19 protein-coding genes are annotated in these 21,895 nt (G+C 72.7%); 10 read left to right on the top strand and 9 right to left on the bottom strand.

Annotated features, from left to right (window positions below; translation table 11 throughout):
• The first annotated feature begins 27 nt into the window (after nt 1-27).
• From ACWDVG_RS06790 to groL, 4 genes are all read left to right on the top strand, one after another.
• Nucleotides 28-978 carry a polysaccharide deacetylase family protein gene (locus ACWDVG_RS06790; protein ID WP_451696870.1) on the top strand — a complete coding sequence of 317 codons (951 nt, stop codon included), beginning with the start codon at nt 28-30 and terminating at the stop codon, nt 976-978.
• The gene (locus ACWDVG_RS06785; protein WP_451696869.1) at nt 975-1,145 is read left to right on the top strand and encodes a hypothetical protein; all 171 of its coding nucleotides are present in this window, start codon (nt 975-977) and stop codon (nt 1,143-1,145) included. The genes ACWDVG_RS06790 and ACWDVG_RS06785 overlap by 4 nt, the downstream gene beginning before the upstream one ends.
• Nucleotides 1,146-1,363: 218 nt before the next feature.
• Nucleotides 1,364-1,672, top strand: a complete 309-nt coding sequence (gene groES / locus ACWDVG_RS06780) for a co-chaperone GroES (RefSeq protein WP_010471835.1) — start codon at nt 1,364-1,366, stop codon at nt 1,670-1,672.
• 101 nt (nt 1,673-1,773) lie between these two features.
• Nucleotides 1,774-3,402, top strand: coding sequence for a chaperonin GroEL (gene groL, locus ACWDVG_RS06775; RefSeq protein WP_451696866.1), 1,629 nt, complete (start codon nt 1,774-1,776; stop codon nt 3,400-3,402).
• 112 nt (nt 3,403-3,514) lie between these two features.
• On the opposite strand, the gene ACWDVG_RS06770 is transcribed toward groL, so the two are convergent.
• Nucleotides 3,515-4,213, bottom strand: coding sequence for an ester cyclase (locus ACWDVG_RS06770; protein WP_451696864.1), 699 nt, complete (start codon nt 4,211-4,213; stop codon nt 3,515-3,517).
• Between the two features lie 83 nt (nt 4,214-4,296).
• On the opposite strand from ACWDVG_RS06770, the gene ACWDVG_RS06765 reads away from it, so the two are divergent.
• Complete coding sequence (locus ACWDVG_RS06765; RefSeq protein WP_451696863.1) at nt 4,297-7,884, top strand: hypothetical protein; 3,588 nt, start codon at nt 4,297-4,299, stop codon at nt 7,882-7,884.
• 12 nt (nt 7,885-7,896) lie between these two features.
• Here ACWDVG_RS06765 and ACWDVG_RS06760 read toward each other — a convergent pair whose 3' ends face one another.
• The 5 genes from ACWDVG_RS06760 to ACWDVG_RS06740 form a co-directional block, all read right to left on the bottom strand.
• A complete protein-coding gene (locus tag ACWDVG_RS06760) occupies nt 7,897-8,916 on the bottom strand; it encodes a hydroxyacid dehydrogenase (RefSeq protein WP_451696861.1) in 1,020 nt (339 codons plus the stop codon).
• 17 nt (nt 8,917-8,933) lie between these two features.
• Nucleotides 8,934-9,791 carry a carbohydrate ABC transporter permease gene (locus tag ACWDVG_RS06755; protein WP_451696860.1) on the bottom strand — a complete coding sequence of 286 codons (858 nt, stop codon included), beginning with the start codon at nt 9,789-9,791 and terminating at the stop codon, nt 8,934-8,936.
• Complete coding sequence (locus tag ACWDVG_RS06750; protein ID WP_451696858.1) at nt 9,788-10,678, bottom strand: carbohydrate ABC transporter permease; 891 nt, start codon at nt 10,676-10,678, stop codon at nt 9,788-9,790. The genes ACWDVG_RS06755 and ACWDVG_RS06750 overlap by 4 nt, the downstream gene beginning before the upstream one ends.
• A gap of 4 nt (nt 10,679-10,682) precedes the next feature.
• Nucleotides 10,683-11,999: an ABC transporter substrate-binding protein gene (locus tag ACWDVG_RS06745; protein ID WP_451696856.1), complete on the bottom strand. Its 1,317-nt coding sequence runs from the start codon at nt 11,997-11,999 to the stop codon at nt 10,683-10,685.
• Nucleotides 12,000-12,176: 177 nt separating this feature from the next.
• A complete protein-coding gene (locus ACWDVG_RS06740; RefSeq protein ID WP_451696854.1) occupies nt 12,177-13,277 on the bottom strand; it encodes a substrate-binding domain-containing protein in 1,101 nt (366 codons plus the stop codon).
• Between the two features lie 177 nt (nt 13,278-13,454).
• Between ACWDVG_RS06740 and ACWDVG_RS06735 the strand changes: the two genes are divergently transcribed.
• Complete coding sequence (locus ACWDVG_RS06735; protein ID WP_451696852.1) at nt 13,455-15,365, top strand: DUF2264 domain-containing protein; 1,911 nt, start codon at nt 13,455-13,457, stop codon at nt 15,363-15,365.
• Here ACWDVG_RS06735 and ACWDVG_RS06730 read toward each other — a convergent pair.
• Together ACWDVG_RS06730 and ACWDVG_RS06725 are read right to left on the bottom strand one after the other, a co-directional pair.
• Nucleotides 15,362-16,135 (bottom strand): SDR family NAD(P)-dependent oxidoreductase, encoded by a 774-nt coding sequence (locus ACWDVG_RS06730; protein ID WP_451696850.1) that lies wholly within the window; start codon nt 16,133-16,135, stop codon nt 15,362-15,364. The two genes, ACWDVG_RS06735 and ACWDVG_RS06730, sit on opposite strands and share 4 nt — an antisense overlap.
• A gap of 26 nt (nt 16,136-16,161) precedes the next feature.
• Nucleotides 16,162-16,848: an MOSC domain-containing protein gene (locus tag ACWDVG_RS06725; RefSeq protein ID WP_451696848.1), complete on the bottom strand. Its 687-nt coding sequence runs from the start codon at nt 16,846-16,848 to the stop codon at nt 16,162-16,164.
• A gap of 79 nt (nt 16,849-16,927) precedes the next feature.
• Here ACWDVG_RS06725 and ACWDVG_RS06720 point away from each other — a divergent pair, with 79 nt between their 5' ends.
• Nucleotides 16,928-17,821 carry a LysR family transcriptional regulator gene (locus ACWDVG_RS06720; protein WP_451696846.1) on the top strand — a complete coding sequence of 298 codons (894 nt, stop codon included), beginning with the start codon at nt 16,928-16,930 and terminating at the stop codon, nt 17,819-17,821.
• Nucleotides 17,822-17,970: 149 nt separating this feature from the next.
• Here the strand turns inward: ACWDVG_RS06720 and ACWDVG_RS06715 are convergent, their stop codons facing one another.
• The gene (locus tag ACWDVG_RS06715; protein ID WP_451696844.1) at nt 17,971-18,336 is read right to left on the bottom strand and encodes a WhiB family transcriptional regulator; all 366 of its coding nucleotides are present in this window, start codon (nt 18,334-18,336) and stop codon (nt 17,971-17,973) included.
• 432 nt (nt 18,337-18,768) lie between these two features.
• Here ACWDVG_RS06715 and ACWDVG_RS06710 point away from each other — a divergent pair, with 432 nt between their 5' ends.
• The 3 genes from ACWDVG_RS06710 (at nt 18,769) to guaB (ending at nt 21,869) form a co-directional block, all read left to right on the top strand.
• Complete coding sequence (locus ACWDVG_RS06710) at nt 18,769-19,380, top strand: response regulator transcription factor (protein WP_003948568.1); 612 nt, start codon at nt 18,769-18,771, stop codon at nt 19,378-19,380.
• Nucleotides 19,381-19,623: 243 nt separating this feature from the next.
• A complete protein-coding gene (locus ACWDVG_RS06705; RefSeq protein ID WP_386409352.1) occupies nt 19,624-20,226 on the top strand; it encodes a sigma-70 family RNA polymerase sigma factor in 603 nt (200 codons plus the stop codon).
• 140 nt (nt 20,227-20,366) lie between these two features.
• Nucleotides 20,367-21,869 (top strand): IMP dehydrogenase, encoded by a 1,503-nt coding sequence (guaB, locus tag ACWDVG_RS06700; RefSeq protein WP_451696842.1) that lies wholly within the window; start codon nt 20,367-20,369, stop codon nt 21,867-21,869.
• Nucleotides 21,870-21,895: the final 26 nt, after the last annotated feature.

The following is a 21,895-nucleotide window of genomic DNA, read 5'->3' as shown; positions in this document are numbered from 1 at the left end:
ATACAGCTCGTACGACAAAAGGAACAAATGATGGCACAGGGTGGGTCGTACTTCCGTCGTGCGCTCGGGGCCGCGCTGCTCGTCGCCGCGCTCACCGCCACCGCCGCCTGCTCCGGGTCCGAATCAGGGTCCGGATCGGGCTCCGGGGCCGGGTCCGCGTCCGGCGCCCCCGTCCCGGCCGCCGGACAGCAGGCGGCCCCCGCCCTCACCGCCGCCGAGGCGCTCAGGGCGCGCCAGGAGAAGCTGCGCGAGCAGCGGGCCGCCCGCGTCCTCGCCGCCAAGAAGTGGGGCCTGAAGCAGACCCCGCTCGAAGCGCCCGCCCCGCCGGCCGTCAAGCCGAAGATCACCACCCGCAAGGGCTTCGAGACCGACGGCGAGGGGCTCCCGCCCGTCTTCACCACCGTTCCGACCAAGCACAAGGTCGTCTTCCTGACGATCGACGACGGCGCCGAGAAGGACCCCGCCCTCATCCGGATGATGAAGGACCTGCGCATCCCCTACAGCGCCTTCCTCAGCGACTACGTCGTCAGCGACGACTACCGCTACTTCGCGACCATGCAGAAGTCGCAGGAGGGCGGCGTCGCCCTGCACAACCACACGCTCAACCACCGCTACCTGCCCGGTCTCTCGTACACCCAGCAGAAGCGCGAGATCTGCGGCATGCAGGACGTCATCGAGAAGCGGTACGGCAAGCGGCCCGAGCTCTTCCGCCCGCCCTACGGCAACTACAACGAGAACACCCTGCGCGCGGCCAGGAGCTGCGGGATCAAGGCGGTGCCGCTCTGGGCGTCCGAGGCGTTCCCCGACCGCATGGAGTGGCGCGAGTGGGACCGGGACCTGCACCCCGGCGACATCGTCCTGACGCACTTCCGCGGCAAGGACGACTGGAAGGGCACCATGCCGGACATGATCCGGCGCGTGATGAACGTGATCACGGCGAAGGGGTACGCGGTCGCGAAGCTGGAGGACTACGTATGAGCCGCCTGCGCCCCCTCGCGGCCGCCGCCCTGCTCCTCCTCGTCACCGGCTGCGCCCAGGCCGTCGACCCGCTCGAACGCCTCGGCCGCAAGGCGGTCGAACAGGTCCGCGACCGGGACGCCCGCGACACCGCCCCGGTACGGGCGGAGGGCGCCGACCGCCCCTGACGGCGCGGCCCCGGGCCGGGCGACCGAATCGCCACACGGCGTGGAATTGGCACTCCGCTTGACCGAGTGCTAATCGCGGTCATAGTCTCGGCTCTGGCACTCCCCACCGGAGAGTGCCAACACAGCGACGGGCAGGTCCGGCACCCGCGACGACGGATCCACCTGGTTCGCCACCTCAGACAGTCAACCCCGTGATCTCCGAAGGGGGAGGTCGGATCGTGACGACCACCAGCTCCAAGGTTGCCATCAAGCCGCTCGAGGACCGCATCGTGGTCCAGCCGCTCGACGCCGAGCAGACCACCGCCTCTGGCCTGGTCATCCCGGACACCGCCAAGGAGAAGCCCCAGGAGGGCGTCGTCCTGGCCGTCGGCCCGGGCCGCTTCGAGAACGGCGAGCGCCTGCCGCTCGACGTCAAGACCGGCGACATCGTGCTGTACAGCAAGTACGGCGGCACCGAGGTGAAGTACAGCGGCGAGGAGTACCTCGTCCTCTCGGCTCGCGACGTGCTCGCGATCGTCGAGAAGTAATTCACCCCAAGCAGAGGCTTTGAGCCGCGCCCCGGGGCCCTCACCGGGCGCCGGGGCGCGGTTCGTTCCACACCAGTTTTCGAGAGGGCTGAATCGCTCCCATGGCGAAGATCCTGAAGTTCGACGAGGACGCCCGTCGCGCCCTTGAGCGCGGCGTCAACAAGCTTGCCGACACGGTGAAGGTGACGATCGGCCCCAAGGGCCGCAACGTCGTCATCGACAAGAAGTTCGGCGCCCCCACCATCACCAACGACGGTGTCACGATCGCCCGTGAGGTCGAGATCGAGGACCCGTACGAGAACCTCGGCGCCCAGCTGGTGAAGGAGGTGGCGACCAAGACCAACGACATCGCGGGTGACGGCACCACCACCGCCACCGTGCTCGCCCAGGCCCTGGTCCGCGAGGGTCTGAAGAACGTCGCCGCCGGCGCCTCCCCGGCCGCCCTGAAGAAGGGCATCGACGCCGCGGTCAAGGCCGTCTCCGAGGAGCTCCTCGCGACCGCCCGCCCGATCGACGACAAGTCCGACATCGCCGCCGTCGCCGCGCTCTCCGCGCAGGACCAGCAGGTCGGCGAGCTCATCGCCGAGGCGATGGACAAGGTCGGCAAGGACGGTGTCATCACCGTCGAGGAGTCCAACACCTTCGGCCTGGAGCTCGACTTCACCGAGGGCATGGCCTTCGACAAGGGCTACCTGTCCCCGTACATGGTGACCGACCAGGAGCGCATGGAGGCCGTCCTCGACGACCCGTACATCCTGATCCACCAGGGCAAGATCTCCTCGATCCAGGACCTGCTGCCCATCCTGGAGAAGGTCATCCAGGCCGGCGCCAGCAAGCCGCTGCTGATCATCGCCGAGGACGTCGAGGGCGAGGCCCTCTCCACCCTCGTCGTCAACAAGATCCGTGGCACCTTCAACGCCGTGGCCGTCAAGGCCCCCGGCTTCGGTGACCGCCGCAAGGCGATGCTCGGCGACATGGCCACCCTCACCGGTGCCACCGTCATCGCCGAGGAGGTCGGCCTCAAGCTCGACCAGGCCGGTCTGGACGTGCTGGGCACCGCCCGCCGCGTGACCGTCACCAAGGACGACACCACCATCGTCGACGGCGGCGGCAACTCCGAGGACGTCGCGGGCCGCGTCAACCAGATCAAGGCCGAGATCGAGTCCACCGACTCCGACTGGGACCGCGAGAAGCTCCAGGAGCGCCTCGCGAAGCTGGCGGGCGGCGTGTGCGTGATCAAGGTCGGCGCCGCCACCGAGGTGGAGCTGAAGGAGAAGAAGCACCGTCTGGAGGACGCCATCTCCGCGACCCGCGCCGCGGTCGAGGAGGGCATCGTCTCCGGTGGTGGCTCCGCTCTGGTCCACGCCGTCAAGGTCCTCGAGGGCAACCTCGACAAGACCGGCGACGAGGCCACGGGTGTCGCGGTCGTCCGCCGCGCCGCCGTCGAGCCGCTGCGCTGGATCGCCGAGAACGCCGGCCTCGAGGGCTACGTCATCACCTCGAAGGTGGCGGAGCTCGACAAGGGCCAGGGCTTCAACGCCGCGACCGGCGAGTACGGCGACCTGGTCAAGGCCGGCGTCATCGACCCGGTGAAGGTGACGCGCTCCGCCCTGGAGAACGCCGCCTCGATCGCCTCCCTCCTCCTCACCACCGAGACCCTCGTGGTGGAGAAGAAGGAAGAGGAGCCCGCGGACCACGGTCACGGCCACGGTCACGGCCACTCCCACTGAGGCCCGTCCTCGCTGAACCACTGAGGCCCGGTGCCCCCGTCGCGGGGGCACCGGGCCTCGGCGTGCTCTCCGGCCGGCGGGCCGGATCGCCGTGCCCGCGGTCCTCCCGTTCCTACGCCTCGACGGCGCCGAGCTGCCCCATCAGGCCGAGCAGGTCGTACTGCCACCACCCCTCGACGATCTTCCCGTCCTCCCCGAACCGGTGGACGACCGTCCCGGTCATCGTCACGTCCATGCCGGTGGGCTGCAGCCCCATGAAGTCACCGCTGTGCGAGCCCCGCCAGGTCCAGCGGGTGCAGACCCGGTCGCCCTCCGCGATCTGGTCGTCGACGGCGAAGGAGAAGTCGAACCCCGCCCGCCACATCCTGACCTCGCGCCGCACGGCGTCCATGCCGATGACGTCCTGCTCGTTCGTCGGATCGTGATCGTGGTACCCCTCCGCGAGCACCTCGTCGAGCAGCGCCAGCTCCGGCTCCCCGGCCAGCATCTCCAGGAGCCGGCGCGCGGACGCCTTGTACAGCTGCTCGTCCCGCACGACGTCCAGATCGGTGAAGGTCGGCATCTCGTCGCAGAGCGCGACCATCTCCCGGAAGATCCGGTCGGTCTCCGGCAGCTGCGAGTTCCGCATGGCCACGTCGTACGAGGGGAACTCGACGATCTCGACGAGGTGCGCACCGTCGGACCGGTCCTTGCCGAGGACGCTGTGGGTGGCGGTCCGCTTCCCCTTGGTCTGCTCGATCCACTGGTCCATGAGCCGGTTCAGGTCGTCGATCCGGCTGGTCCTGAAGTCGATGATCTGCGTGAAGGTCATGGCGCCTCCCGACCGGGTGGGACCCTCCGGTCCCCCTCCAGTCTAGGTAAAGGCCGGGGGAATGCCCTGGCAACATGGAGGGCGTGGAGCGGGGGATCGGCGTCGAGAACGGCGCGGGCGTCGTGGTCATCGGCCACGGCAACACGGTGGGGACCGGCGCAGGGGCGGAGCCGGCGGTCCGGTCGGCCTACCGGCAGCGGATCGCCCACCGCGCACCGGCCGAACTCGTCGGGCGGGAAGCGGAGTTGGCGGAACTCGCCGCCTTCGCCCGGAGCGGCCGCGGCTGTCTGTGGTGGCGGGCCGACGCCTGGGCCGGCAAGACGGCCCTGATGGCCTGGTTCGCCCTCCACCCGCCCCGGGGCGTGCGCGTCGTCCCCTTCTTCGTCACCGCCCGCTGGGCCGCCCAGAACGACGCCACGGCCTATGTGGACGTCGTCCTGGAACAGCTCGCCGAACTGGCCGGGCAGGGCCTGCCCGCGCTGCTCACCCCCGCGACGCGGGAGGCCCACCTCCTCGGCATGTACGACGCGGCCGCCCGCGCCTGCGCCCGGCGCGGTGAACGGCTCGTCCTCCTCGTCGACGGCCTCGACGAGGACCGGGGCGTCACCACGGGGCCCGAGGCCCACTCGATCGCGGCCCTCCTCCCGTACGACCTCCCGGTCGTCGTCTCCGGCCGCCTCAACCCGCCGCTCCCGCCCGACGTCCCCGAGGACCACCCGCTGCGGGACCCCGCGGCCGTACGGATCCTCGCCCCGTCCCCGGCCGCCCGGGCGGTCCGCTCCGAGGCGGAGCGCGAGCTCAAGAACCTGCGCGCCGCGGGCGGTCTTCCGTACGACCTGCTCGGCCTGCTCACGGCGGCGGGCGGCGGCCTCACCGCGGATGACCTCGCGGAGCTGGCCGAGGAGTCCCGGTACGAGGTCGGGGACCTGCTGCGGACGAGCGCGGGACGCACGTTCGCCCGGGTCGGCGACGCCTACCTGCTCGCGCACGAGGAACTCCAGCGGCTCGCGGCGGAGATGCTCGGGCCGCGGGAGGTGCGCCGGTACCGGGAGAGCGTCGACGCCTGGGCCGAGCAGTGGCGCGCCCGGGGCTGGCCGGAGGGCACTCCCGCGTACCTGCTGCGTGGCTGGTTCCCCTCCCTGCGCGCGGGCGGTGACCTGGAGCGGATGGTGGGGTGCGCCCTGGACGGCGCGCGGCACGAGCGGCTCCTCGCCGCGACCGGGGGCGACCTGACGGCCCTGACGGAGATCACGGCGACCGAGGCCGCCCTCGTGGACGCGGGCGTGCCGGACCTCCTCGTGGTGGTGCGCCTCGTCATGGCCCGCGAGGAGCTCACGGGCCGGAGCGACTGCATCCCGCCGGCCCTGCCGTGGGCCTGGGCGAAACTGGGCCGGTACGACCGGGCGGAGGGCCTGGCCCGCAGCATCGTCAGCGACGACTGGCGCGCACGGGCGCTCGCGGACCTGGCGCGGCAGCTCCACGACGCCGGTCGGCGCGGCGCCGCCGTCCCGCTCCTCGGGGCGGCGCTGGAGGCCGCGACGCGCTGCGAGAACGTCTTCGGGGACGAGCGGGAGCAGGCGTTCGAGGAGGTCGGGCGGGCGTCGGCGCACGTCGGCCGGTTCGACCGGGCGGTCGAGGCCGCGCGTCGGCTGGAGGACCCGTGGCGGCGGGCGGACCTGCTCGGCGAGGTGTCCCGTGCCTGGTCGGCGGCCGGCGAGCACGACCGGGCCCTGGCGCTCTGCCGGGCCGAAGGGGACCCGACGGCCCGGGCGCGGCTGCTGGCCACCACGGCGGCCTGCCGCGCGGGGCGGGGGGACGTCGAGGGGGCGCTGCGGCTCGCGGCGGAGGCCGGTCCCGAGGGCGAGATCCTGCCGCTGGCCCGCGTCGCGTCGGTCCTCCGGGGCGCCGGTGACGCGCGGGCGGACGGGCTCCTGGACCGGGTGGACGCGCTGGTCCGCCCGTCGGCGGTGCTCCTCGACGTGGTCGAGGTGCTGGCGGAGAGCGGGGAGTACGAGCGCGCCGCGGCCGCGGCGGAGGCGTGCGGCACGCCCGAGGCGCGCGACTGGGCCGTGGGCGAGGTGGTCGCCGCCCTGGCGGCCGCCGGGCTCCGCGACCGGGCCCGTGCCGTCGCGGGGACGATCCGGGACGCGGAGGCCGGAGACGCGGCGCTGCGGGGGATCGTGACCGCCTGGGCGGCCGCGCTCGCCGCCGACCCCTCCGACCTCGACGCCGACGCCGACGGCCTGGGCGCCGCGGTGGCGCTCGCCCGGTCCATCGACGAGGACCGGGAGCGGGAGGTGGCGCTCCGAGCCCTGGTGCAGGCGCTGGCGGAGGCGGGCGCGTTCGACCGGGCGGAGGCCCTCGCACGGGGCGCGGCACCCTTCCGGACCCTGTCGCGGCAGCCGCTGGGCGTCGTCGTCGAGGCCCTGGCCCCCGCCGGACACGTACGCCGCGCACGGGAGCTCGTCCCCGACGTGCCGTACGGCGAGGGCGGGTTCTCCCTGGTCCGCGGGGTGGTGGCGGCGTGTCCCGCCGACGACGCGGAGGCCGTCGCCGCCGCGGTCGCGGTGGTCACCGACGTGGAGGACCGGGTCAGGGCGGAGGCGCAAACGGGGAAGCTCAATCCCTTCCACACGGCGCTGGCGCTGGCGAAGGAGGGCTTCGGCGACCGGGCCCGTGCTCTGCTGTGCGACGCCGAGGACAGGCTCGGGGAGGCGGGGGGTCCCGACGAGGACGACACCGCCCCGCTGGGCCTGCCGACGGAGGTGGCCTCGGCGGTCGAGGCCCTGGCCCGGCTGGGCGAGTTCGAGCGGGCCGGGGTGCTGCTGCGTCGGCTGAGGGACCTGCCGTCGACGTACATGGCGGCGATCGCCCTGGTGCAACAGCTCTGCGAGCAGGGTCTTTTCGACCGCGCCGACGCCGTCGCGGAGACCTTCGAGGGTTCCGCGCGCGAGGGCATGTGGGGCGTCCTCGCCGAGGGCGCGGCGGACTTCGGCGATCCGGCGCGAGCGGAGTCGTACGCGAGGCGGCTGACCGCGACGCACGAGTGCGCCCGCGCCCTGACCGCGGCCGCGGCGGCGCACGCGCGGGCGGGGGACAGGGAGCGGGCCGAGGCCTGCCTGGACGAGGGGCTGTCCCTGTACGAGAACGGCCCGTACGCCTTCATGACCGTCCCCTGGGCGGTGCGCGCCCTCTTCGCGCTGGGCCGCGAGGAGGCGGGGAACGCGCTGCTCGCGGACGTCGTCGCCCGGGCGGAGGACCCGTCCCACTGGATGGTGTCGAGGCTCCTCACGGAGACCGTGCGCGGACTCGTCGCGGTGGGCGCGCACGAACGCGCCCGCGCCTTCGTCCGCTCCCTCCCGGACGAGGACGGCACCGTCTCCGTGTGGATCGCCCTGGTCATGGCGCTCCACGAGGCCGGGGAGCACGCCGCGGCGGCCGACGAGGTGCGGTCGCGGGGGCTGCCGGACGGCTCGGAGGGCGGGAGGATGCCGTTCGGCTGGGGCAGGCTGGTGCGGGTCGTCGAGCCCGCGAGCGGGCGGGTGCTGCTCGCCAGGCTCCTGCGGAGCCACAACCTGGAGGACCTCCTCGCGGACGTCCTGTTCCTGGAACCCGCGGCCGCCGCCCTCGTCTGCGAGGCGTGCGCGCCGGTGCCGTCGCCCCGCCCCTGAGCTCCGGGCGCCCTACGCCGAGCGCTGGAGGTCCGTCGCCCGGACCTCCTCCGCGAAGGGGGCGCCGCGGACGTACCGTTCCACCTCCTCCAGGGCCTGGTCCGCCATGCGGTGCAGTTCGTTGCCGAGGGAGCCGGCGACGTGCGGGGTGAGGAGGACGTTCGGGAGGTCGTAGAGCGGGGAGTCGGGGGGCGGCAGGTCGGGGTCCGTGACGTCGAGGACGGCGTGGAGGCGGCCCGACAGCAGGTGGGGGAGGAGCGCGGGCTCGTCGACGAGCGAGCCGCGCGAGGTGTTGATGAGGGTGGTGCCGTCCGGCATGGCGGCGAGCTGGGCGGCGCCGATCATCCGGTACGTGGAGGGGAGCTGGGGCGCGTGCACGGAGACGATCGTGCTGCGGGCGCAGAGTTCGTCGAGGCCGGTCAGCTCCACGCCGGGCGGGGGCGTCGCCACGTACGGGTCGTAAAGGAGGACCTCGAAGTCGAAGGGGCGGAGGAGTTCGATCACCCGGCGGCCGATGCGGGAGGCGCCGACGATGCCGACCGTGCGGCGGTGGTTGCCCCAGGCGGCGGACTCGGCGATCCAGGCGTGGCCGGTGCGGAGTTCGGCGTACCGCTGGGCGGAGCGCAGCACCTGCTTTCCGGCGAAGAGCACGGCGGCGAGGGTGTACTCGGCGACCGGGAGCGCGTTGGCGGTGGCGGCCGTGGTGACGCGGAGGCCGCGGTCCCAGCAGGCGTCGGTGATGTGGTGCTTGACGGAGCCGGCGGCGTGGACGACGGCCCGCAGGCGGGGTGCGCGGTCGAGGACGGCGGCGGTGAGCGGGGTCGTGCCCCAGCAGGTGACGAGGAGTTCGGCCTCGGCGAGGGCGGCGGCGGTCCGGGGGTCCGGGTCGGTCAGGTCGTGGGCGACCAGGTACGGGTCGGTGCGGGCGAGCGCGGCGAGCCGGGCGCGGTGGTCCTCGGTGAAGAGGCGGGCGTCGACCCCCCGGCCCATCGCGAGGAGGAGGGCGGGACGGTTGTCAGTGGCGGGGTGCATCGTGGGACGTGTGCTCCTCACTTGACGCTGCCGGCGGTCAGACCCGCCTTCCAGTGGCGCTGGAGGGAGACGAAGGCGACGACGAGGGGGACGACGGCGAGCAGCGATCCGGTGACGACGAGGGGGTAGTAGTCGGGTTCGGCGTGGGCGTTGCTGTTCCACGCGTACAGGCCGAGGCTCAGCGGGAAGAGCTTCTGGTCCGAGAGCATCACCAGGGGGAGGAAGAAGTTGTTCCAGACGGCGGTGAACTGGAAGAGGAAGACGGTCACGAAGCCCGGCATGACCATCCGCAGACCGATGGACCAGAAGGCGCGGAGTTCGCCCGCCCCGTCGATGCGGGCGGCCTCCAGGGCCTCGTCGGGGATGTAGCCGGCGCAGAAGACCCGGGAGAGGTAGACCCCGAAGGGGTTGACCAGGACCGGGATCAGGACGGCCCAGTAGGTGTTGACGATGCCGACCTCGCTGGCGAGGAGGTACATCGGCAGGGCGAGCGCGGTGGTGGGGACGAGCACGCCCATGAGGACGAGGCCGAAGAGCTTCTCCTTGCCGCGGAAGTCGTAGACGTGGAAGGCGTATCCGGCGGCGACGCTGATCAGGGAGCAGGCGAGGGCGCCGACGCCCGCGTAGAGGAGGCTGTTGAGGTACCACTGGAAGTAGACGCCGTCGTTGTACGCGGCGAGGCGGGAGAGGTTGCCGCCGAGGTCGAAGCCCTCGAAGGAGAAGGCGTTTCCGGCGAGGAGGCCGCCGGCGTCCTTGGTGGCGGCGGTGACCAGCCAGACCAGCGGGAAGAGCATGTAGACGGTGGCGAGGACGAGGCCGCCGTTGACGGCCGTCTGCGAGAGCCAGCGGGACGGGGTGCGGGGGCGGGGGCTCATGCCGTCCTCTCCTTCCTGCGGCCGGTGAGGCGGGTGACCGCGAAGGAGAGCAGGGCCGCCGTCAGGGCCAGGAGGACGGAGGCCGCGGCGGCGAGCCCGTAGTCGTTGCGGTCGAAGGCCGCGGTGTAGGCGTACATGTTCGGCGTCCAGGTGGAGGTGACGGCGGAGCCGGTGCCCTTGTTGAGGATCAGCGGCTCGGTGAAGAGCTGGAGGGAGCCGATGATCGTGAAGAGGCCGACCATCGCGAGCGAGGCCTTGATGAGCGGGACCTTGATGGAGAGGGCGACGCGCCAGGCGCTCGCCCCGTCGACGGTGGCAGCTTCGAGGACGGACCGGTCGATGGCCTGGAGGGCGGCGTAGAAGATGACCATGTTGTAGCCGAGCCATTCCCACAGGGCGATGTTGACGACGGAGGGCAGGGCGCCTTCGGGGGAGAAGAAGTCGAAGCCGATCCCGCCCGCCTCCATCGCCTTGACGACCGGGCTGAGCTGGGGGGTGTAGAGGTAGACCCAGATCAGCGCGGCGATGATGCCGGGGACGGCGTGCGGCAGGAAGAGCGCGAGCTGGAAGAAGCGGCGGGCGCGGGCGAGCGCGGAGTCGAGGAGGAGGGCGAGGCCGAGGGCGCCGGCGAGCAGCAGCGGGATGTAGAGCAGGCAGTATCCGAGCAGGACGCCGAAGCCCTCGCGGAAGGCCCGGTCACCCAGCGCCGCGGTGTAGTTGTCGAGGCCGGTGAAGACCGTCTCGGTGCCACCGAAGCCCAGTCCGGACTGTTTCTCGGTGAAGAGGCTGAGCCAGACCGCGTATCCGATCGGCAGCACCATCACGGCGGTGAACAGCACGAAGAAGGGGGTCAGCAGGGTCGCGGCGGCGCGGGTGCGGGCCTTCATGCGGTCAGCCCTCGACCTTCAGGCCGCGCTTGGTGAGTTCGGCGACGGTGGCGTCGTGGCCGGCCTTGATCGCGTCGGTGATGGTGGGGCCGCCGGGGGCGACGGCGCCGAAGCGGTCCTTGATGGCGGTGTTGGTGGTGCCGGTGGTGGGTCCCCAGGCCCAGTTGGGGTTGATGGAGGCGCCGGAGGCCTCGAAGAGGGCGTAGATGTCCTGGCCGCCGTAGAAGCCGGCGTCGAAGGCCTTCTTGGCGACCGGGCGCAGGGCGGTGGCGGCGGGGAAGGCGCTGGAGGTGCCGGAGGAGATGCGGGCCTTGACGCCCGCCTCGGTGGTGGACATCCACTTGGCGAAGGCGACGGCCGCCTCCTTCTTCCCGCTGTCCTTGGTGACGGCGAAGGAGGTGCCGCCGAGCATGCCGCTGGCGGGCTTGCCGTCCCAGCTGGGCATGGGGGCGACGGCCCACTTGCCGCTCTGCTCGGGCAGGGTGCCCTTGAGGACGCCCGCGCCCCAGGAGGCGCCGAGGTAGCCGATGGTGGTGCCGTTCTTGAGGGAGCCGGTCCACTCGGGGCTGAAGGAGGCGTTCTTGTGGACGAGGTCGGCGTCGACGAGGCCCTGCCAGTAGGCGGCGACCTTGCTGGTGGCCGGGTCGGTGGTGTTGATCTTCCAGGTGTCGTTCTCGGCCTTGAACCACTGGGCGCCGGCCTGCCAGGCCATCGCCTCGAAGGTGGTCGGGTCGTCGGGGAAGAAGGTGGCGATGCGGACCTTCGCGTCGGCCTTCTTGACCTGCTCGGCGGCCTTCTTGAAGGCGTCCCAGGTGGCGGGGACCTCGACCCCGTACTTCGCGAAGAGGTCCTTGCGGTAGAAGAAGGCCTGCGGTGCGGCGTCGAAGGGGACGGCCCAGTTCTTGCCGCCGAGGGTGGTGAGTTCGACGGACTGCGGGAGGAGCCCCGCGCGGTCGGCCTCTGTGAACTGGTCGCCGATGTCCTGGAGGGCGCCGGAGCTGACGAACTCCGGGAGCGAGGAGTACTCGATGGAGACGAGGTCGGGGGCGTTGCCCGCCTTCACGGCGTTGGAGATCTTCGCGTAGCCGCCGGCGGTGCCGGAGGGGATCTCCTCGAAGGTCACCTTGATGTCGGTGTGGGAGGCGTTGAAGGCGTCGACGACGTCCTTGGTGCCCTTGGCCCAGCCCCAGAAGGTGAGGGTCACGGGGCCGTTCGGCTTGTCCGCGGTGGCGTCACCGCCGCCGCCGCAGGCCGTGAGGACGGCGAGGGCGGTGGCGGTGCCGACTATGGCGAGGGACGTTCTGCTCCGACTGAGGCTCACGGCACGGCTCCTGATCGGCGGCGTGGACGGGGATGGCCGTGATCCTGTGACCGTTCATGACCGAAGTCAAGAGCGAAAGATTGATTGATCGAAATAAGAACAGAACGATCAGGTCTCGGAGGCCGCCGCCTGCGTGACCGGTCTCCGTCCGAACCGCGCCCCGCGGGGGCTTCCCGCTCAGGCCTCCGCGGCGCCGCAGGACGCCCGCACCCGCAGCCTCGGCAGCAGGCTCAGATGGCGGCGGGCCGCGTCCTCCTCCGGAGCCTCCACCAGCCGCTCCACCAGCAGCTCCGTGGCGTGCCTGCCCACCTGCCGCTTCGGCGGGGCCACCGCCGTCAGCGGGATGTCGGCGAGGGCCGCGACCTCGTCGTCGTACGCGATCACGGCGAGGTCCTGCGGCACCCGCACGCCCAGCTCGCCGAGCCGCTGCACGAGCTCGATCGCGTCCACGTCGTTGTGGACCAGGGCCGCGCTCGCGAGCCCGGCCGTCACCGCCTCGTGCACCGCCCGCACCGCCCGCTCGAACCCCGCCGGGTCCGCCTCCGCCGGTACGGAGTCGATGACGGGCCGCGGCTCCTTCAGGCCCAGGGTCCCCAGCGCCTCCGCGTACCCGGCGCGCACCGCGAGGGCGGTCGGCGAGTCCCGGCGCGCCACCAGCAGCGGGGTCGCGTGGCCGAGCCCCAGAAGGTGGCGCAGGGCGAGGAGCACGCCGTGGGCGTGGTCCGACGCGACCCGGTCGAGGCCGTCGAGCGGGCTGCCCGGCTCGGCCCGCCGCTCCAGGAGCACGGCCGGTACCGGGAGTTCGGCGAGCCAGTCGCCGTAGGCGAGCCGGTCCTCGGGGCCGCGCCAGCCGGGCGCGACCAGCACGCCCTCGGCGCCCGCCGCGAGCAGCCCCTCGGTGCGGGCCCGGTCCTCCTCCGGCCGGTAGTCGGAGACGCGCAGCACGAGCCGCGCCCCGGCGCGGGCCGCCGCCTCGTGGGCCCCGCGGATGACCTCGGCGAAGTAGTACGTGGCGGAGGGCGCGAGCAGGCCGAGGACCAGGCCGTCGGCGCGCGGGCCCTCGCCCGCGGCCCAGGCCTGCCCCGGGAGGAGCCGGGGCCAGGAGACCTGGCCGTGCACCCGGTCCAGCAGCCCCTTGCCGGCCAGCGCCTCGACGTCCCGGCGGGCGGTGACGGGGGAGACCCCGAGGAGTCCGGCCAGGTCGGAGACGCGGGCCGTGCCGCGCTCGCGGACCAGGGCCAGCAGTCGGTCGTGTCGTTCGGCGGCACTCTCGCGCACGTGCGGTTCCCCCTCGCGGTGGTGGTGGTGCCAGGAGCACCAGGCGGTGTGCTCCGACCTTAGTTCAAATTGATCGAACGATGGGAGTTTCGATCATTCGCTCCGAATCTCTTGACGTTCGATCGGAGCCTGTCCAGGATTCCGGGCGACGCAGCACCCCGGAGCCCCTGGAGCATCATGCCCACGCCACCCGAGAACCGTGAGCGAAGCCCGTACACCGGCTGGACCCGGGACCACTGGGAGGCCGAGGCCGACCGGCTGCTCCTCGCCGTCCGGCCGTACGCCTCCCCGGGCCACGGCCGCATCGACCTGCCCGGCCCCCGCCCCAGCTGGTCCGGCCGCCGCTCCGACGGCCTTGAAGGCTTCGCCCGGACGTTTCTGCTCGCCGCGCTCCGCGTCGCGGGGGCGGCGGGCGAGGACCCCCTCGGCCACCTCGACCGGTACGCCGAGGGCCTCGCCTCCGGCACCGCCCACCCCGGGGCCGACGGCCGCCCCGGAGGGGACGACCCCGACGCCTGGCCCCGCACCACCGACACCCGCCAGGCGATCGTCGAGGCCGCCTCCGTCGCCCTCGGCCTGCGCCTCACCCGCCCCTGGCTCTGGGACCGGCTCGACGACCGCACCCGCCACCACCTCGTCGACTGGCTCCTCCCCGCCCTCGGCCCCTCGCCCGTCGACAACAACTGGTGGCTCTTCGGCCTCACCGTCGCCGGCTTCCTCCAGGACGCCGGCGTCGAGACCGACCGCGCCGCCGCCACCGTCGACCGCTCCCTCGCCCGCGTCGAGGACTGGTACCTCGGCGAGGGCTGGTACAGCGACGGCGACAACCGCGCCTTCGACCACTACAACGCCTGGGCCCTGCACTTCTACCCGGTCCTCCACGCCCACCTCGCCGACGACCGGGACCTCCTCGACCGCTACGGGCCCCGCCTGCGCGCCCACCTCGACGACCACGTCCACCTCTTCGACGCGAACGGCGCCCCCGTCCCGTACGGGCGGTCCCTGATCTACCGCCAGGCCGCGGCCGCCGCCCCCTGGCTCGGCGCCCTCACCGGGCACACCCCGCTCACCCCCGGTGCCACCCGCCGCCTCGCCTCCGGGACCCTGCGGTACTTCCACGAGCGCGGCGCGAGCGACGCGCGCGGACTGCTCACCCTCGGCTGGCACGGCCCGTACCCGCCGCTCGTCCAGGAGTACTCAGGCCCCGGCTCCCCCTACTGGGCGTCCAAGGGTTTCCTCGGCCTGCTGCTCCCCGCCGACCACCCCGTCTGGACCGACCGCGAGGAACCCCTCCCCGCCGAACGCGCCGACACCGTACGGCGCCTCGGACCGACCGGCCTCCTCGTCCAGACCACCGTCGCCGACGGGCTCGTCCGCCTCCACAACCACGGCAGCAACCACGTGCACAGCACGCCCGGCGGCGAGGACGACCCCGGCTACGCCCGCTACGCCTACTCCACCCGTACGGGACCCAGTACGGGATCCGCCCCCGCCGACAACCACTTCGCCCTGCTCGTCGGAGGAGACACCGCGCGTGCGGCCACCCCGCGCGGCCCCGCCGTCCCGGTCGCGCCGTTCGCGCCGTTCGCGCCGGGGACGGGCGGCGGGCCCGACCGGGCCCTCTCCCTGCACGACCCGCTCCCCGGCGTCCGGGTCCTCTCCGCCACCCTCGTCCACGGCCGCGCGGAGCTGCGCGCCCACCTCGTCCTGGGCGCCCCGGAGGGGACCCCCGTACGGCAGACGGGCTGGGCCACCACCCCCGACGGGCCCGTCGCCCAGCTCCACCCGGTCCACGGCTACGACCCCGGCACCACGGAACTCCCCATCGGCGAGACCCTCCAGGGCCCCGGCAGCCGCACCCTCGCGCTCCACGGCGCCACCAGCGGGCCCGAGACCCTCTTCGTCGCCCTCGCCTCCCTCACCGACGAGCCCGGACCGGCCCCCGTGGCCGCCCTCGCGGACGTCCGCGTCACCGGCACCCGGGCGCTCACCGTCACCTGGGACGACGGCACGGCCGCCCGGCTGGACCTCGACGTCCCGGTCCCGGCCGGAGGAAGCCCGGCCGGAGACGGGGGCCCGCGCCCCTAGTTCGGCCCGTACGTGCGGCCCGCCTTGGAGGAGACACCACCGAGCAGGCTGCGCGGCGCCAGCTTCACCACGCCCATGAGGGCCTTGTAGCGGGGGTCCGGGATCGACACCGACTTCCCGCGCCGCAGGTCGGTCAGGGCCGCCGTCACCAGCTTGTCCGCGTCGAGCCACATCCAGCCCGGGATGTTGTCCGTGCCCATTCCGGCCCGCTCGTGGAACTCGGTCCGTACGAAGCCGGGGCAGAGCGCCATCAGCCGCACCCCGCTGCCCGCGAGGTCACGGGCCACGCCCTGGGTGAACTGCACGACCCAGGCCTTGGACGCCCCGTAGGTGCCGCGCGGCACGAACGCGGCGACGGAGGCCACGTTCACCACGCCGCCGCGGCCGCGGTCCCTCATCCCGGCCACGGCGGCCGAGGTCAGCCGCAGCACGGCCTCGCAGTGCACGGTCAGCATCTTCAGCTCGTCGGCCATGGAGACCTCGAGGAAGCGGCCCTTGTTGCCGAAGCCGGCGTTGTTCACGAGCAGGTCGACCGGATGCCTCCGGTCGGAGAGCCGTGCCTCGACGGCCGCGATCCCCGCCTCCTCGGACAGGTCCGCGGCGAGGACCTCGGCCTCCACGCCGTGCCGGTCGTGCAGTTCGGTCGCCTGCTCCCGCAGCCGCTTCACGTCCCGCGCCACGAGCACGACGTCGTGCCCGTCCGCCGCCAGTCTCCGTGCGAAGGCGGCCCCGATGCCCGCGGTGGCGCCTGTGATCAGTGCAGTCGTCATGCCCGGAACGGTAGTGCCACCTCCGGTCACCGGCCGCCGCTGACCCCCGCGCCGTACTTCGCCACGTACTCCCGCGCCTGCCGGGCCTCCTCGGGGTGCAGCGCGTCCCCGGCCGCCAGCAGCCGCGGCAGCAGCGGCCGTTGCGTCGTCACGGCCCGGAACAGGAAGGCGACGGTGACCTCGTGGTCGGGCCGGTGCAGCACCTCGATCGCGTCGCCCGGCCGGATCTCGCCCGGCTCGACGACCCGGAGGTAGGCGCCCGGCGCGCCCTCCTGCGTGAACCGCCTGACCCAGCCCTTCTCGCCCAGGTGCCCCTGGAAGGTGCGGCACGGGATCCGGGCGGAGGAGACCTCCAGGACCAGGTCGCCGCCGATCCGCCAGCGCTCGCCGATCCGGGCGCCGTTCACGTCGACGCCGACGGTGGTGAGGTTCTCGCCGAAGCCGCCGTTGCGGACGGTGCGGCCGAGGACCCGCTCCCAGGCGTCCAGGTCCTCGCGCGCGTACGCGTAGACGGCCTGGTCGTTCCCGCCGTGGTGTCGCAGCTCGCATATGGCGTCACCGGCGAGGCCACTGCCGCCGACGCCCTTCGGGCCCGGCGCGGTCACCCGTACGGGTCCCTCGACCGGCTGCTTGTCGATGCCGGTCAGACCGTCGGCCTGATCCGTGTGCTCGGAGAACGTGGGGCGGCCGAGGTTCAGCGACAGAAGCTTCATGGCGGCAGCCTAAGCACCCGGTCTCAAAGTTGTCATGGATTTTCTCCCGAAGCGTCCAAGAATCGCTTATGCTCGAACCATGATCGAGGCACGCCACCTCCGCGTCCTGCGCGCCGTCGCCGCCACCGGCTCCTTCTCCGCCGCCGCGCGCGAACTCGGCTGCACCCAGCCGGCCGTCAGCCAGCAGATGAAGGCCCTGGAGACCTCGGCCGGCACCCCGCTGCTCATCCGCACCGGCCGCGAGATGCGCCTCACCCAGGCGGGCGAGGTCCTCGTCCGCCACGCGTCCGGCATCCTCGCGGGCCTCACCGCCGCCGAGGAGGAGGTCGCCGCCATCGCCGGGCTCCGGGCCGGCCGCGTCCGGCTCGTCTCGTTCCCGAGCGGCAGCTCCACCCTCGTGCCCACCGCGCTCGCCGCCCTCCGCGCCGCCCACCCCGGCACCCGGGTCTCGCTCGTCGAGGCCGAGCCGCCGCGCTCGATCGAGATGCTGCGCGAGGGCGACTGCGACGTGGCCCTCGCCTTCCGGTACGGGGCGGGGCAGGCCGAATGGGACGACCTCGTCGTCCGCCCGCTCCTCGCCGACCGGCTCGTCGGCCTGGTCCCCGAGGGGCACCGGCTCGCCGGCGCGCAGTCGGTGGGCATCGGCGAACTCGCCGAGGAATCCTGGATCGCGGGCTGCCCGCGCTGCCGCCGCCAGCTCGTGGACGTCTGCGAGGAGGCCGGCTTCACCCCGCGCATCGACTTCGCCACCGACGACTACCCCGCGGTCGTGGGCCTCGTGGGCGCGGGTCTGGGCGTGGCCGTCCTGCCGGAGCTCGCCATCGAGTCCGTACGGCCCAAGGGGGCCAGGACCGTGGCGGTGGAGCCCGCCGTGGAGCGCGAGATCGTGGCGCTCACCCTGCCGGACCTCGCGCAGGTTCCCGCGGTCGCGGCCACGCTCGACGAGCTCACCCGCGCGGCCACGCGCGGCTAGCGGCGTACCTCCCTGCGGCGTACCCGACCGCGCGCCGGCTCAGCCGCACGCGCGCGTGGCGGCCGTACGGGCCTCACCGGCCCCGGGGCGCGCTCACGCGCGCGTGGTTCCGGTCCGACAGGGGGTCGGGGACGTGGAGAAACGTTCCTTCAGGTGCGCCCCGCAATCGGTCGGCCCATGGTCGACGCCCCGGACGCCCCGGGCGCCGTGGTCGAGGGTGCCGCCGTGATCAGGCGGTTGCGCGCTCGTCCCATGAGCTCTTCGCGTTCGTCCTCGGTGAGGCCGCCCCAGACGCCGTAGGGCTCCCGCACGGCGAGTGCGTGTGCCGCGCACTCCGCGCGCACCGGGCACCGCATGCAGACCTCTTTCGCCGAGTTCTCACGCGCACTCCGTGCCGCGCCGCGCTCTCCCTCGGGGTGGAAGAACAGGGAGCTGTCGACCCCGCGGCAGGCCGCGAGCAGTTGCCAGTCCCACAGATCGGCGTTGGGTCCGGGAAGGCGGGAGAAATCTGCCATTGCGCTTGTCCCCTTGAAACCGTGAAGAACGGATAGGTGGGCGGGTGGATGGCTGATCGAGGGGTTCCTCGGGCCCCTACGGGTCACGGCAGTACAACTACTGTCGCAGTAGATGTAAATATGACTCATTGCGAATCTAGCCACAGACACTGCGAAAAGGGAAGAAAACCCGCTAAATGGGGCATGGCTTTCGGACAGAGGGCGGATGCCCCCGCGTCGCTCTCCTCCGCGCACGAGCCCTCACGTAGAGTGCCGAAGGCCCGCGTCCGACCCGTAACTCTTTCGGGTGACCGTCGTTGAGAGTGCGGAGGCGGTTGAAGGAAGAAGCGCTCGGGCAGGTGTCCGGGAGCGTCAACCGCACAGGTGACGATACGTACAGCCCTGGAGGCTCAAGGTGACGCGCAACAGCTGCGAGAGCCGCGGAGGTCAGTCATGACGTCCGTCCTCGTCTGCGACGACTCCCCGCTTGCCCGAGAGGCGCTTCGCCGCGCGGTCGCGACCGTGCCCGGCGTCGAGCGCGTGACCACCGCGGCCAACGGCGAGGAAGTCCTCCGCCGCTGGGGCGCGGACCGCTCGGACCTCATCCTCATGGACGTCCGCATGCCCGGCCTCGGCGGCGTCGAGACCGTACGCCGACTGCTCTCCGCCGATCCCGGCGCCCGGATCATCATGCTCACCGTCGCCGAGGACCTCGACGGCGTCGCCCTCGCGGTCGCCGCCGGTGCCCGTGGCTATCTGCACAAGGACGCCTCGCGCGCCGAGCTGCGGGCCACCGTCACCCAGGCGCTCGCCGACCCGACCTGGCGGCTCGCCCCGCGCCGCCTCCGGTCGGCCGAGATGGGCGCCGCGCCCACCCTCACCGCGCGCGAGATCCAGGTCCTCGAAGGCATGAGCCACGGCCGGTCCAACGCCGAGATCGGGCGCGAGCTGTTCCTCTCCGAGGACACGGTCAAGACCCACGCCCGGCGCCTGTTCAAGAAGCTCGGCGCCTCCGACCGCGCCCACGCCGTCGCGCTCGGTTTCCGCTGGGGCCTGGTCCGCTGAAGCGCAGGCCACCGGCCGCCTCCCCGTCCGTACCCCCGTCCGCCGAGGGGCGGACGGGGCGGGCTTGTGTCACTTCCCGGCCCGATGCCGCATCCTTGAGGTGTGGAGTTCCTCGGGGACGAGTCGATCGAGCGGAAGGGGAGGGCGCCAGAGATGAATCCCGGCGCACCTGCTCATAACGCTTCGGTGCACAACAACGGACGCGGTGCCGCGAACCAACAGGCGTCGGGGCACCATGGAGCGATGCGCGACGACGAGACCGCGGGTCCCCCCATGCCTGCCGGGCAGGGGGAGATCGGCGCGCTCGTCCACCGCGCGGTCGAGGGCGACGCACAGGCCACGCACGACCTGCTCGCCCGCGTGCACCCGCTCGCCCTGCGGTACTGCCGCACGCGACTGAACCGGCTGCCGGGCGACGCCCGCCACTTCGTCGAGGACCTCGCCCAGGAGGTCTGCGTCGCCGTCCTCATGGCCCTGCCCCGCTACAAGGACACCGGCAGACCCTTCGAGGCCTTCGTCTTCGCCATCGCCGGACACAAGGTCGCCGACCTCCAGCGCGCCGCCATGCGGCACCCCGGCTCCACGGCCGTCCCCTCCGACGAGATGCCCGAGCGGCCCGACGACTCCCTCGGCCCCGAGGAGCGGGCGCTCCTCAGCGACGACGCCGAATGGGCCAAGAAGCTGCTCGCCAACCTCCCGGAGAACCAGCGCGAACTCCTCGTCCTGCGCGTCGCCGTCGGGCTGACGGCCGAGGAGACCGGCCAGATGCTCGGGATGTCCCCCGGGGCCGTCCGGGTCGCGCAGCACCGCGCGCTGAGCCGGCTGCGGGCCCTGGCCGAGCAGTAAGGCTCACCGGGCCCCGCCGTCCCTTTCGTACACGTGCGAACGTCCAAAGCTTCCCGCGGATCTTGATCGTGGAATGAGACACCGCTCCGGCCCGTTAGCATGGACATCCCGCACCGATCAAGGCCATTTGGGAAGGTGTCATGACTGCCAACGTCGACGGAGTGCCCGAGAAATTCGCGACACTCGGGCTGACCTACGACGACGTGCTGCTGCTGCCGGGAGCCTCCGAGGTGCTCCCCAACGCGGTCGACACCTCGTCCCGCATCTCTCGCAACGTCCGGGTCAACATCCCGCTGCTCTCCGCCGCGATGGACAAGGTGACCGAGTCCCGCATGGCGATCGCCATGGCCCGTCTGGGCGGCGTCGGCGTCCTCCACCGGAACCTCTCCGTCGAGGACCAGGTCAACCAGGTGGACCTCGTCAAGCGCTCCGAGTCCGGCATGGTGACCGACCCGATCACGGTCCACCCGGAGGCGACCCTCGCCGAGGCCGACGCCCTCTGCGCCAAGTTCCGCATCAGCGGCGTCCCGGTCACCGCCCCCGACGGCAAGCTCCTCGGCATCGTGACCAACCGCGACATGGCGTTCGAGAGCGACCGCAGCCGTCAGGTCCGCGAGGTCATGACGCCGATGCCGCTGGTCACCGGCAAGGTCGGCATCTCCGGCGTCGACGCCATGGAGCTGCTGCGCCGCCACAAGATCGAGAAGCTGCCGCTCGTCGACGACGAGGGCGTGCTCAAGGGCCTCATCACCGTCAAGGACTTCGTCAAGGCGGAGAAGTACCCGAACGCCGCCAAGGACTCCGAGGGCCGTCTGCTCGTCGGTGCCGCCGTCGGCGCCAGCCCCGAGGCGCTGGAGCGGGCCCAGGCGCTCGCCGCCGTGGGCGTCGACTTCCTGATCGTCGACACCTCGCACGGCCACAACAGCAACGCCCTGAGCTGGATGGCGAAGATCAAGTCCAGCGTGAACGTCGACGTGATCGGCGGCAACGTCGCCACCCGCGACGGCGCGCAGGCGATGATCGACGCCGGTGTCGACGGCATCAAGGTCGGCGTCGGCCCCGGCTCCATCTGCACCACCCGCGTGGTCGCCGGCATCGGCGTCCCGCAGGTCACCGCGATCTACGAGGCCGGCCTCGCGGCCCGTGCCGCGGGCGTCCCGCTGATCGGCGACGGCGGCCTGCAGTACTCCGGCGACATCGGCAAGGCGCTCGCCGCCGGCGCCGACACCGTGATGCTCGGCAGCCTCCTCGCGGGCTGCGAGGAGTCCCCCGGCGAGCTGCTCTTCATCAACGGCAAGCAGTTCAAGTCGTACCGCGGCATGGGCTCGCTCGGCGCCATGCAGTCCCGCGGCCAGGGCAAGTCGTACTCGAAGGACCGCTACTTCCAGGCCGAGGTCACCTCCGACGACAAGCTCGTGCCCGAGGGCATCGAGGGCCAGGTGCCGTACCGCGGCCCGCTCGCCTCCGTCGTCCACCAGCTCGTCGGCGGCCTGCGCCAGACGATGGGCTACGTGGGCGCCGCCACCATCGAGGAGATGGAGTCGAAGGGCCGGTTCGTCCGGATCACGTCCGCGGGCCTCAAGGAGAGCCACCCGCACGACATCCAGATGACGGTCGAGGCGCCGAACTACAGCAGGAAGTAACAGCGCGCGACGGAGGGGGCGGTTCC

Source organism: Streptomyces sp. NPDC003327 (assembly GCF_053589515.1).
The sequence above is the reverse complement of the archived record's forward strand: the minus strand, read 5'-3'. Positions and strand labels throughout refer to the sequence as shown.